At 43.3% G+C, this 12,984-nt stretch carries 9 protein-coding genes; all 9 read right to left on the bottom strand.

From position 1 onward, the window contains the following. Positions 1-4 precede the first annotated feature (4 nt). The 9 genes from RZO55_RS12650 to RZO55_RS12690 all read right to left on the bottom strand — a co-directional run bounded on the left by RZO55_RS12650 (position 5) and on the right by RZO55_RS12690 (position 12,977). Complete coding sequence (locus RZO55_RS12650; RefSeq protein ID WP_318064646.1) at positions 5-1,594, bottom strand: response regulator; 1,590 nt, start codon at positions 1,592-1,594, stop codon at positions 5-7. A 12-nt stretch (positions 1,595-1,606) separates the two neighbouring features. Next, entirely contained in the window at positions 1,607-3,376 is a 1,770-nt protein-coding gene (locus tag RZO55_RS12655; protein ID WP_318064647.1) for a sensor histidine kinase, read from the bottom strand. 250 nt (positions 3,377-3,626) lie between these two features. Then, positions 3,627-4,865, bottom strand: a complete 1,239-nt coding sequence (locus tag RZO55_RS12660; protein ID WP_318064648.1) for a DUF1015 domain-containing protein — start codon at positions 4,863-4,865, stop codon at positions 3,627-3,629. A 10-nt stretch (positions 4,866-4,875) separates the two neighbouring features. Next, a complete protein-coding gene (locus tag RZO55_RS12665) occupies positions 4,876-6,039 on the bottom strand; it encodes a phosphoglycerate dehydrogenase (RefSeq protein ID WP_318064649.1) in 1,164 nt (387 codons plus the stop codon). A gap of 14 nt (positions 6,040-6,053) precedes the next feature. Continuing rightward, the gene (serC, locus tag RZO55_RS12670) at positions 6,054-7,148 is read right to left on the bottom strand and encodes a 3-phosphoserine/phosphohydroxythreonine transaminase (RefSeq protein WP_318064650.1); all 1,095 of its coding nucleotides are present in this window, start codon (positions 7,146-7,148) and stop codon (positions 6,054-6,056) included. Between the two features lie 48 nt (positions 7,149-7,196). After that, positions 7,197-8,876, bottom strand: coding sequence for a biosynthetic-type acetolactate synthase large subunit (gene ilvB, locus RZO55_RS12675; protein ID WP_318064651.1), 1,680 nt, complete (start codon positions 8,874-8,876; stop codon positions 7,197-7,199). A gap of 16 nt (positions 8,877-8,892) precedes the next feature. Beyond that, positions 8,893-10,554 carry a dihydroxy-acid dehydratase gene (gene ilvD, locus RZO55_RS12680; protein ID WP_318064652.1) on the bottom strand — a complete coding sequence of 554 codons (1,662 nt, stop codon included), beginning with the start codon at positions 10,552-10,554 and terminating at the stop codon, positions 8,893-8,895. A 127-nt stretch (positions 10,555-10,681) separates the two neighbouring features. Beyond that, complete coding sequence (leuB, locus tag RZO55_RS12685; protein WP_318064653.1) at positions 10,682-11,767, bottom strand: 3-isopropylmalate dehydrogenase; 1,086 nt, start codon at positions 11,765-11,767, stop codon at positions 10,682-10,684. Positions 11,768-11,990: 223 nt separating this feature from the next. Next, the gene (locus RZO55_RS12690) at positions 11,991-12,977 is read right to left on the bottom strand and encodes a DUF4340 domain-containing protein (protein WP_318064654.1); all 987 of its coding nucleotides are present in this window, start codon (positions 12,975-12,977) and stop codon (positions 11,991-11,993) included. Positions 12,978-12,984: the final 7 nt, after the last annotated feature.

Below are 12,984 nucleotides of genomic sequence, written 5' to 3' on the forward strand. Positions count from 1 at the left end.
CTTTCTATTTCCCCCCGCCTTTTCTAAACTTTGACGGCGTACACCCCTTAAGGGATATAAAACGGTTTACAAAGTAGTCCAGGTCCCGATAACCTACCTCCTCCGCGATCTGGTATATCTTAAGATCCGTCCGTAAAAGTCTGACTGCCGCCTGCTCAATCCTGCAGTTATTCAGATAATCTTTAAAAGACATGCCATTTTTTTTCCGGAAAAGCTGGCCTAAATAAGCGCTGTTTAAATAATATCTGTTGCTGTATTCTCTTAAGGTCAGATTTTTTCTGTAATTTTTCCTGATGTCTTTTTCCACTTCATGCAGGATATCTTTTGATACATGCTTTCGAAGCTGTTCCAAATAAGCTGCATATTCACAGGATAAACGGATTAAATGCTCCTTTCCTCCTCTCAGCATATCTCCTTCGAAGACATTTTCACTGATGTAAAGCATGATCTCTTCCTGATTTACATAACTATCCAGTTCCGAAGCCAGGTGGATTAGCTGAAACAGCAGATAATTAATGTTTAAATTAACGGTATCCATGGCAAATCTCAGATGATTCATCTCCTCATACAGCCGTTCCACACTTTCCTCAATTCTTGTCCGTTCATTCTGTTCCACTGCAAAAAGCAGCTCATCCAGATATTGTTTACATAAGACAATCCCATTGTTATTCACCTGTACTTCTTTTTCATAATAATAGATCGGCTGCTTTTTGCGAAACGCCTGAAAGGACCGGAGAATTCTGGCAGCTCCATAGGAATTGGATATTTTTGAAATATCACTCACCTTCTTTCCTACCAGCATGACAACCGGAAGACTCATGGCATCCTTCAAATATGATCGAAACCGTTCCAGATACTCCTTTTGCGTCTCCTTCTGGTTTTGTGCCATATACTCACAGTAAATAAACCCGATATCATAGCTTTTTTCATGACTTGTAACATCAAATATACAGTGATCTCCGTCTTCCTTCAAAAATGCAAGACAGGCGCTGTAAAGCTCTCTCTGCTGATTCCTCTTCTCCTCATCCATCAGCTCTTCCATCTGCTCGATATCATCGATTTCGATATCAACGTAACTGATCCCCTCTGACCAGTCCATATGCTCTCTGATATAACTAAGATTAATCTGATCATATTTTCCAAAAATTAAAGAAATCATATTTCTGGACAAATAGGCTTTTTCCATTTTTTTTCTGTTCTGTTTCTGCTTTTTATTCCCCAGTCTCTGGTAATTCAGGCGGTGCAGCACCCGGATCAGCTCTTCTTTTACTACTGGTTTTAAGATATAATCAAAACAATCGTAACGGATCGCCTGCTGGGCAAAGGAGAAATCACTGTAACCGCTTAAAATGATGAAGTAAGCATCGGAAACCTTGTCCTTTCTTAAAATCTCCAGCAATTCCATGCCCGTCATGACAGGCATTTTAATATCTGCAATGATTAAATCCACCTGGTTGTTCTTTAAGTAATCATACGCCTCCATGCCATTTGCTGCCGTTTTGACGATCTGATAGCCTTCCTCCTCCCAGTCTATTAATACCTGCAACCCCTGCACGATAAATGGTTCATCATCCACCAATAAAACACGTATCATAACTGCCCCCCCTTATTTCATTATATTTGATATCGGAATTTTAATTGTTACCATCATGGAAATTCCGGGCTCACTTTCTAATTCAAAGCACACCTGATCATCCGTTGCCATTTTAAGCCGCAGACAGGCATTTAGAATTCCAACCCCCTTTTTATCCTTTAGTTTATCGATACTGGCATGATTCATCTTATTTTTCATCTCTTCCAAAAACGTCTCGCTCATGCCCTCTCCTGTATCTTCTATTTCAATAAAAAACATATCGTTTTCCACATACACCCTGACAAATATCCAACCATCCGATGTTTTGCTCTCGATCCCATGGACACAGGCATTCTCGACAAACGTGACAATGGTCAGTTTGGGAATCCGGTAATCAAAACATTCCTCCATGATATCCAGCCGATAAGACAGCCGGTCTCCAAACCGGTATTTTTGCAGCTGCAGATATGCCTCTACAAATGACATCTCTTCCCTTACCGTGATAAAATCCGTTCCCCAGTCAAAGTTCTGGCGCTCCATCATTGCCAGCTTCTCCACCATGGCAGCAGTTTCTGTTTCATCTTTTAACAGACTGTGCATACGGATACTCTCCAGTGCATTAAAGAGAAAATGGGGATTAATCTGACTGTGAAGTGCCAGAAGCTCTGCATTCTGCCTCTCAATATCCATTTCCTGTTCCCGTAACCGGTCAATATAAACCGTCTGGATGAGGCCATTGATGGTGATTACCATACGGTTATAATTGCGCATCAGCGTACCGATCTCATCCTCACCCCTGACATTGTCAATCTTTTGCAGCTTCTCATCATCACTGTGTCTGAATGCCTCACTTAACGCCTTCAGCCGTTCGGTAAAGGACTGGTTGATTACCGTCATAAAGCCGAGAGGCAGCAGAATATTGATGCAAATCAGCAGTGTAAACAGGGGAATATGTTTAAAAATCTGCTTCATGCTTTCTTTTCCAGGCTTTAAAACATAGATAGTAAGCTCTGCTCCATAGGATGAAAAGGTTGTTTTATAACCAACTTTTTTCTGTAATTGAAATGTTTCATAATCCTTCCATTGGCTGTTATCCCTCTGGTTTGACAGAATAATTTTATTATTCCAGCACACATAGACTGGAGCCTCGTAATTCATTTTCACAAAGCTTTGCACCATGGTGCTGTAGTCGATATCCATTTTTACAAGCTTCTCGCACCCATCTCTTTTATAGAAGTTCAGCTTTCTGATAAAGGATATTTTCCGTTTGGAATTAACCGTCGGAATTCTGCTTTCATCATAATACATATAGAGCACTCCATCCCGGTCGGAGCTTTTTAAATAACGATACCAAACCTGATCTTTCACTGTCGAAAGCCTTTTAAATTCCCCTCCGCTTACAATAGTAGGGTTGTCTGCATACATTGTAATAGCGGAAGCTGTAGTTCCTATGCTGCTTTCAAACAGCGAGTCTTTCATAAAAGCTTTGTAACTCAAATAGTAATCAAGCTCGTTTTCAAACTGTTTATCCATGAACTGGTTTACATACTTATTCATATATATTTTTTTTGTTGTGCCCGCGGCTTCTTCAATGTCATAGAAAAAATTGTATTTTACCGCACTTGCAATTTTCTCCATGCCAGTTTGTACAGAAGCATTTTCAGAAGCAATGAATATGTAAACAATTGCACTGTCCGTTATGATAATTGGCAGCAGCACACTAAAAATGTAAAGAATTTTAAGTTTTTTCTTTAATTTATAATTGTCTAATCTGCGGTTAATCATTTTCATTATCTTTTTCATCTGTTTCCCCCCTTCTATTCATTATACGGGATAAACTGTTTCTATCCTCCTGTCAAACTATATAAATTTGCCAGACAAATTTTGATTATATGGTTAAAATATTAAAAAAGCGTATCAGACACTACAAAAACAGGTCTGATACGCTGGTAATTTTATGAATTTTGTTCAATTTATCTTTTAGGCTGCTGCTGGGTAATACAGTGAATATTTCCGCCTCCGAATGCAGTCTCTTCGGTAAGACAGGCGTTTTTTATTTCAGCATATGAATGAACAGCCCGCTTCTTAACTTTGGCTCAAACCAGGTAGATTTAGGGGGCATTAAAAGACCGGCATCCGCTACAGCAAAAAGCTCTCCAATGGAAGTGGGATACATGGAAAAAGCCACTGTCATATCTTCTTCACACCGTTTCTCCAATTCCTTTAATCCACGGATTCCTCCGATAAAATCGATCCTCTTATCAATTCTCGGATCTTTGATTCCCAGTATGGGACCTAAGAGATTGTCCTGCAGAATTGATACATCAAGTCCCTTGACCGGATCATCACTTTTTAAAGCTTCCTTCGCCTTCAGACAATACCAGGTCTTATTTAAATACAGCCCAAAGCTTCCCTTTTCAGACGGGCCAAATGCATTCTCACCCGCAGCGGTAACCGTAAAGCCCTCAGAAAGCTTAGAAAGGAACTCTACCAGGGATAATCCGTTTAAATCCTTTACCACACGGTTATAAGGCAGAATCATCAGCTGATCATCGGGAAAGAGTACGGATAAAAAGAACTGAAACTCCTCTTCTCCTGTATTGTCCGGAGTTTCCTTTCTCCTCTTTATGCCTACCTTTACAGCAGAAGCGGCCCGGTGGTGCCCGTCAGCAATATAAGTGGCAGGGATCCTTAAAAAATGTTCTTCAATCAGACTGACTGTATCCGGATCTGCAATTCTCCATACCTTATGGCTGATCCCGTCATCTGCAGTAAAATCATAGAGCGGATCAGCTTTCTTTTTTTCTTCTACAAGCCGGTTGATTTCCTCTCTGGAACGGTATGCCAGAAAGATGGGACCGGTCTGGGCGTCTGTGGTATCCACATGGCGGATCCGGTCCAGCTCTTTTTCTTCTCTGGTATTTTCATGCTTTTTAATCACACCATTTAAGTAATCATCGATAGATGAGCAAGCCACAATTCCTGTCTGGCCTCTTCCATCCATAATCAGCTCATAGATATAGTAGGCTTTCACATCATCCTGAACAAAGGTACCATCCTTCATCCATTCCTTCAGCATGTTTGCAGCCTTTTCATAAACCCGGTCATCATAAATATCCACATCCTGGGGAAACTGTGTTTCCGGACGGTCAATATTCAGGAATGATTTGGGATTCCCAGCCGTCACCTGACAGGCTTCATTCCGGTTATATACATCGTAAGGAAGAGCCGCCACCAGACGGGCCTCTTCCTTATTCGGTCTTACACATTGAAATGGTTTTACTATTGCCATAATATCTCCCTTATTTGATTACTCTGACCCGTACCACGCCTTTAATGGCATTCAGCTTCTGAATGCTTACGGAATCTGGTGCAGACTCCAAATCAATGAGTGTATATGCATACTTGTCACGGCTCTTATTGGTCATATCGGAGATATTTGCACCGCCCGCTGCCAGAGTTCCTGTAATTTGTCCGATCATATTTGGAATATTTAAATGCAAAACTGCAATCCTGCTTGCAGCGCTGCAGATTCCCATATCACAAGTGGGAAAATTCACGGAATTGCGAATATTTCCATTGTCAATATAGTCCATAATCTCGTTCACTGCCATCTTCGCACAGTTGTCCTCGGATTCTTCCGTAGAAGCACCCAGATGAGGAATTACAATGGCACCCTCCATATGTACGGAAGTGGTATTTGGGAAATCAGTCACATATTTTTTAATCTTACCAGATTTTAATGCTTCAGCCATATCCTCTTCATTCACCAGAATATCCCTGGCGAAGTTAAGAATTACCGTTCCATCCTTCATATTGTCAAAGGCAGCTTTATTGATCATACCCTTTGTTGTATCCACTAAGGGCACATGAAGAGTAATGTAGTCGCATTCCTTGTAAATAGTTTCCACAGATGTGATATGCTTTACATTTCTTGATAGTCTCCAGGCTGCATTCACGGAAATAAAGGGATCATATCCGTATACCTCCATTCCAAGAGAAGAGCAGGCATTGGCAACCTCTGTTCCGATTGCACCCAGACCGATGACTCCCAGCTTTTTGCCCCGGATTTCACAACCAGCAAAGGAACTTTTTGCTTTTTCTGCAGATTTGGCGATATTTTCATCCGCCTGATTTTCCTTACACCAGCGGATACCTCCTTCAATATCACGGGAAGCCAGCATCAGTCCGGCTATTACCAGTTCCTTTACTCCGTTTGCATTGGCTCCGGGTGTATTAAATACGACGATTCCCTCCGCAGCGCATGCTTCTAAAGGAATGTTATTGACACCAGCTCCGGCTCTTGCTATTGCAAGAAGACCACCGGGGAACTTCATCTCGTGCATGGAAGCGCTTCTGACAAGCACGCCATCTGCTTCTTCCATCTGTTTGGTAAGTTCATAATCTTTCGTTAACAGTGCCGTTCCATATGCAGAAATTGCATTTAGGCAATGAATCTTTTTCATTTTCTAATCTCCTTTCAATCTGCCTGCTTTGTATGTTTTTCTTCAAAATCCTTCATGAAGGAAACCAGCTTTTCCACGCCTTCGTACGGCATGGCGTTATAAATACTGGCGCGCATTCCGCCTACGGTTCTGTGACCTTTTAAATTCTCAAATCCTGCTGCTTTTGATTCCTTCACAAATAAGGCATCCAGCTCTTCATCGCCTGTTATAAATGGAACGTTCATGAGTGAACGATCCTTCTTTTCAACTGTACCGTGAAACATCTTACTCTGATCCAGAAAATCATAAAGAATTCCCGCTTTTTTCTCGTTCAGCTTCTTCATGGCTTCCAGTCCGCCTAAGTTCTTTAACCACTTAAATACCTTACCGCAGACATAGATTCCATAAGCAGGAGGTGTATTATATAGGGATTTGGCATCCACATGAGTTTTATAGCGAAGCATGGTCGGCGTTTCTTTTAAAACATCCTCACGGATTAAATCTTCCCGGATGATCACAATCACAACGCCCGCAGGTCCAACATTCTTCTGGGCTCCGGCAAAAATGACACCATACTTACTCACATCAACAGGTTCCGATAAAAAGCAGGAGGAGAGATCTGCTACCAGTATTTTCCCTTTGGTGTCAGGCAGTGTTTTATATTTTGTTCCGTAAATAGTGTTGTTTTCACAGATATATACATAATCCGCATCGTCTGAGACAGGGAGATTGGAAACATCCGGTATATAACTGAAGGTCTTATCCGCACTGGAAGCAATTGCATTGGCGGTTCCGTAAAGCTTCGCTTCCTGACAGGCTTTCTTTGCCCATTGCCCGGTGATGATATAATCTCCAACCCCATTTTTAAATAAATTCATGGGGACCATGGCAAACTGCTGGGATGCTCCTCCCTGTAAAAACAGCACTTTATAGTTATCCGGAATTGCAAGTAAGTCTCTTAAATCAGCTTCTGCTTCATTGATGATGGTTTCATAAGCTTTGGACCGGTGACTCATCTCCATTACCGACATACCGGTGCCCTTATAATCCAACATCTCCTCTGCTGCTTCTTTTAAGACTTCTTCCGGCAGGACTGCAGGTCCCGCAGAAAAATTGTACACTCTGCTCATATCTCTTCCTCCTCAAATTCGGGAATTCTATCCCTTTCCTTACTGATATTAAATCTTTAAATCTTCTGCGTCAAACACATCCTCGATGGGCGCTCCCGGGGAAACCATAGGGAACACCTTATCATCGCAGTGAATCTGACAGTCTATAACAACAGGAACGTTGAGGGCAATGGCTTCTTTTAAAACATCTTCAAATTCTTCCTTTCCGGTAACCCGGTAAGCCTTTGCCCCCATTCCTTCTGCTATCTTTACAAAATCAACCTGGTCATTAAGAACTGTATGTGAATACCTCTTGCCATAGAACAGGGTCTGCCACTGGCGGACCATGCCCAGAACATGATTGTTTAATACAACCTGTATGATCGGAATATTATAGCGGGTGGCTGTCGCAATCTCGTTTAGATTCATACGGAAACAGCCGTCTCCTGCCACATTGATAACTGTCTTATCCTTACATCCCATCTTTGCTCCAAGAGACGCACCAAGACCATAGCCCATGGTACCCAGTCCTCCTGAAGTGATAAAGCTTCTGGGTTTTTTATACTGATAGAACTGAGCCGCCCACATCTGATGCTGGCCTACCTCTGTGGTGATGATGGCATCACCGTCTGTCACCTCATAAATCTTTTCAATAATATAAGGTCCTGTCAGTATGCTTTTTTCATAGCGCATGGGATACATATCCTTCAAACGGTCAATATGGGCAACCCACTCCTCGTGATTGATTGGATCCAGTCTTGCATTTAATTTTCTCAGGATAGATTTTACATCACCGATTACGCTGGCATAAGCCTTCACGTTTTTACTGATCTCCGCCGGATCCACATCAAAATGCAGAATCTTTGCATTTCTGGCAAAACGGGAAGCATTGCCAGTGACACGGTCACTGAATCTGGCACCTACCACAATTAAAAGATCACATTCTGTAATTCCCAGATTTGAGGTCTTTGTTCCATGCATACCGACCATTCCGGTATAAAGCTCATCGGTTCCGTCAAAGGCTCCCTTTCCCATCAGACTGTCTGCAACAGGAGCCTGAATCTTATGGGCAAAGGACGCAAGCTCCTCTGAGGCATTGGCAATGATAGCACCTCCGCCCACAAAAATATAGGGTTTTTGTGATTTGCGGATCAGGTGGAGTGCCTGCTCCAAATCCTCTTCCAGTATGGTATCTTCCTGACGGACGATTGGATCTGGTTCTACCTGCTCATATTCATACTTACTGGCTGTTACGTCCTTTGTAATATCAATCAGTACAGGACCGGGTCTGCCGGTCTGGGCGATTTTAAATGCTCTGCGTATGGTATCTGCCAGTTTTTTTATATCTTTTACAATAAAATTATATTTTGTGATGGGCATGGTTACGCCAGCTATGTCAATCTCCTGAAAACTGTCTCTGCCAAGGAGCCCCACAGCTACGTTGCAGGTGATGGCTACCATAGGTACAGAATCCATGAATGCAGTTGCAATTCCTGTTACTAAGTTAGTTGCCCCCGGACCTGAGGTTGCCAGACATACTCCCACTCTGCCGGTTGCTCTTGCATAACCGTCAGCTGCATGGGAAGCTCCCTGTTCATGGGCGGTAAGAATATGGTTGATCTCATCCTGATGCTTATAAAGGGCATCATATATATTTAAAATGGTGCCGCCCGGATAACCAAAAACGGTATCCACGCCCTGTTCCTTCAGGCACTCGATTACAATCTCTGCTCCAGTTAATGTCTTCATAAGCTGCTCCTTTTCTTTATATTTCCAGGATCGCCCCACGGCTTGCCGGGGCTGCCATTGCCGCATATCTTGCCAGATATCCGGAAGTAACTGCTGGTTTTCTTGGCTGCCATTTTTCCTTCCTTGCTGCCATCTCTTCGTCAGATACCTTTACGTCAAGCCTGTGATTGTCAATATCAATGGAAATGATATCCCCTTCTTCGACCAGTGCTATGGGACCTCCCACTGCTGCTTCTGGACAGGCATGACCGATAGAAGCACCTCTGGAGGCTCCGCTGAACCGTCCGTCTGTGATGAGCGCGACTGTGGAGCCAAGGCCCATTCCAGCAATGGCAGAGGTGGGATTTAACATCTCTCTCATTCCAGGGCCGCCCTTTGGACCCTCATAACGGATGACCACCACATCTCCTGCCACGATTTTTCCGCCTTTAATGGCATCTATGGCATCCTCTTCACAGTCAAAGACTCTTGCAGGACCTTCATGCTTTAGCATCTCTGGAGCTACAGCAGAACGTTTCACAACTGCGCTGTCCGGTGCTAAATTGCCTTTTAAAATAGCGATTCCGCCTGTTTTGCTATAGGGATTTTCCACCGGACGAATAACCTGCGGATCTTTATTTACACAGCCTTTGATATTTTCTCCCACTGTTTTTCCAGTTGCTGTGATGCAGTCCAGCTCCAAAAGTCCAAGCTTGCTGATCTCATTCATAACGGCATAGATACCTCCAGCCTCATATAAATCTTCTATATAAGTAGGGCCTGCCGGAGCAAGGTGGCAGAGGTTGGGAGTCTTTGCGCTGATCTCATTGGCAATCTCCAGATTTAAGTCCACCCCGGCTTCATGGGCTATTGCAGGAAGGTGAAGCATGCTGTTGGTGCTGCATCCCAGAGCCATATCCATGGTAAGAGCATTCCGGAATGCTTTCTCATTCATGATGTCACGGGGACAGATATTCCTCTTTAACAGTTCCATAACTGCCATACCAGCATGTTTTGCCAGCTTCAGCCGTTCTGAGTAAACAGCTGGTATGGTTCCGTTGCCTTTTAAGCCCATTCCAAGAACTTCTGTTAAACAGTTCATACTGTTTGCAGTATACATACCGGAACAGGAACCGCAGGTCGGACATGCCTTCTGCTCGTATTCCTTTACATCTTCTTCTGTCATCTTTCCTGCAGTATAGGCTCCTACTGCCTCAAACATGCTGGAAAGGCTGGTTTTATGTCCCTGCACACGGCCAGCCAACATAGGTCCGCCGCTGACGAACACCGTAGGTATGTTAATACGCGCTGCTGCCATCAAAAGTCCGGGAACATTCTTATCACAGTTGGGTACCATAACCAGAGCATCAAAGGCATGGGCTCTTGCAAGACATTCTGTGGAGTCTGCAACCAGATCCCTTGTGACAAGTGAATACTTCATACCAATATGTCCCATGGCAATTCCGTCACAGACTGCAATCGCGGGAACCATGACCGGTGTTCCGCCTGCCATAGCAACTCCCATTTTGACGGCATCGACTATTTTATCCAGATTCATATGACCGGGGACGATTTCGTTGTAGGAACTGACAATACCAATTAAAGGCCTTTCCATCTCTTCCTCAGTCATTCCCAATGCGTTAAAAAGGGAACGGTGAGGCGCCTGCTGCATACCTTTTTTTACTGAATCACTTTTCATCTGCTGCACACTCCTTTTCTTTTTTCATAAATTTCTGATTATAATGGAAATCCGGGAGCGTATAAAATCAAATGTTTTATCCGCTTCCGGCAATTTTCTTGTTCTGAATTGTAGTGGAGACACAGGGCTAGATCACCCGTTCTGCGATTAAATCGCCCATTCTGGTTGTGGATACCTTTTCTGTTCCTTCGGAAAAGATATCTCCTGTCCTGTACCCTTCTTTTAAAACCATCTCCACTGCTGCTTCCACTGCATCTGCTTCCTTATCCAGATCAAAGGAATACCGAAGCATCATGGCTGCGGAGAGAATGGTTGCTATGGGATTTGCAATGTTCTTCCCTGCTATATCAGGGGCAGAGCCGTGGCTTGGTTCATACATGCCGAATTTGCTTTCATTCATGCTTGCTGAAGAGAGCATTCCGATGGACCCGGTAATCATACTTGCCTCATCGGACAGGATATCTCCAAACATGTTCTCCGTAAGAATTACGTCAAACTGTCCAGGATTCATCACCAGCTGCATAGCACAGTTGTCAACCAGCATGTGGCTTAGCGTTACTTCCGGATAGTCTCCAGCCACCTCTTCCACTACTTTTCTCCAAAGTCTGGAGGAATCTAATACATTGGCTTTATCCACACTGATCACCCGTTTTTTCCGCTTCATTGCAATATCAAATGCCTTGACGGCAATTCTGCGGATCTCATTTTCATTATAGGTAAGAGTGTCCACTGCTGTCATCACTCCGTCTACCTCTTTGGTGCATCGGTCTCCAAAGTAGAGTCCGCCGGTCAGTTCCCGCATAATGACCATATCAAAGCCGTCTCCGATGATCTCCTTTTTCAGGGGACATGCATCCGCCAGTTCTTTATAAAGATAGGCAGGACGGATATTAGCGAATAAATTGAGACCTTTGCGGATAGCCAGCAGCCCCGCTTCAGGTCTCAGATTCGGTGCCACATCGTACCATTTTGAATTTCCTACATTTCCCCCAACTGCTCCAAGGAGAACGGAGTCACTTTTTTTTGCTGTTTCTAATGCTTCGTCCGTTAATGGGACGCCGTAAGTATCAATGGAGATCCCTCCCATCAGGACTTCTGTATACGTAAACTGGTGGTGATACAATGCACCAACCTTATCTAATATCTTTCTCGCCTCTCCAATGATTTCAGGTCCTATCCCGTCGCCAGGGATTACTGCAATGTTATAGTTCATTTGTACTCTCCCTCTGTGTCACTGTAATCTGCTGATATATTTCTTCTCATAATAGAACATTTGTCAGGATTTTTCAACTAAAATAAAATATTTTTACTGGAAAACATATATGAGAAAGGAATTGATACCATAATTAACAGTTATAGGACTTCCATCATCAGTATAAAAAAACAGTTCCGACATCGATGTGACGGAACTGTTTTTTTAGTCTATTTTATTCAGTTTATTTACTAATTTCCCCATTTACAGTCAGGCATTTATCAATCGATGCCTTTTCTATCTCATTCACAAAGGCAGAATTCTCTGTCCGTGTATAATAACAGCTTGAGTCCTCGTTCAGGCTGCCTACATACAGTCTGAATGTTTCATCCTTTCCATTCTTATTATAAGTATAGGTAATGACCGCAGATGGCTGATCAAGGCCATAATCTTTTAGCTGAGAATCATTTACATTATAATTTGAACAGCTCTTTACCTTCAGGCTGCTGAGCGAATCAGCCAGAACGTTCAGAGGGGAATTATCCTCCACCTTATTCTCCTTAGAATCTGCAGAGTCCTTATACCATTCAATGGTTCCTTTCTCGTCATCTAACTTCTTCTTTATAAAATGCTTGCTGTCCTCTCCCTTTGTCACAGTAATGTCTGTGATATCGGTACCTGCAATGGCAGGAAATTCTTCCAGAGCCATGAGATCATCCAGTTTACTGTCCGTTTCTGTGTACAGGGAAGCGCTGATGAGATAAGGGGTGTCCTCTCCCTGAATTGCTGCATAGTAATCGCCGTCCTCCGTTGCATTCCCCAGAAGGATCACAGACTTTTTATTGTCTGCTGCGGTTACTGTAATGGACCGGATGGGCTGATCCAGACCGTATGCAGCAAATCCGTCGCCTCCATCCAGCTTTCTGACTGCTTCCAGTTTTGATACAGTGGAAGCAATTCCGTCAAGCTTCGCCTGCTTTACCGGGAATTTATCATCCTGGTCATAGTTCCATGTACCGTCTTTCTTAGTAAAGGAAAGCTGATTCCCGTCCAGATCGTAAGAAACTGACTGTACATCAGAAAAGTCGGTGATATATACTTTAGATGCCTCTTTTTCTTTTTCCGTCTTTTTCTGAGAGTGGTCCATATACTGGCCGACTCCCACATACACGGCACAAAGTACTGCCAGCGCGGCAGCTCCGTATATCAGGCCGTTTTTTTTCTTCATCATCTTGCCT

The sequence above is a fragment of the Clostridium boliviensis genome (assembly GCF_033342255.1).
Classification (GTDB): domain Bacteria; phylum Bacillota; class Clostridia; order Lachnospirales; family Lachnospiraceae; genus Lacrimispora; species Lacrimispora boliviensis.

Coding starts and splice junctions, on each gene's coding strand:
- RZO55_RS12665 (WP_318064649.1), bottom strand. CDS start 6,039: ATGAAAAAGATTCATTGCCTAAATGCAATTTCTGCATATGGAACGGCA.
- ilvB (WP_318064651.1), bottom strand. CDS start 8,876: ATGAAGACATTAACTGGAGCAGAGATTGTAATCGAGTGCCTGAAGGAA.
- serC (WP_318064650.1), bottom strand. CDS start 7,148: ATGAGCAGAGTGTACAATTTTTCTGCGGGACCTGCAGTCCTGCCGGAA.
- RZO55_RS12655 (WP_318064647.1), bottom strand. CDS start 3,376: ATGAAAAAGATAATGAAAATGATTAACCGCAGATTAGACAATTATAAA.
- RZO55_RS12690 (WP_318064654.1), bottom strand. CDS start 12,977: ATGATGAAGAAAAAAAACGGCCTGATATACGGAGCTGCCGCGCTGGCA.
- RZO55_RS12660 (WP_318064648.1), bottom strand. CDS start 4,865: ATGGCAATAGTAAAACCATTTCAATGTGTAAGACCGAATAAGGAAGAG.
- leuB (WP_318064653.1), bottom strand. CDS start 11,767: ATGAACTATAACATTGCAGTAATCCCTGGCGACGGGATAGGACCTGAA.
- RZO55_RS12650 (WP_318064646.1), bottom strand. CDS start 1,594: ATGATACGTGTTTTATTGGTGGATGATGAACCATTTATCGTGCAGGGG.
- ilvD (WP_318064652.1), bottom strand. CDS start 10,554: ATGAAAAGTGATTCAGTAAAAAAAGGTATGCAGCAGGCGCCTCACCGT.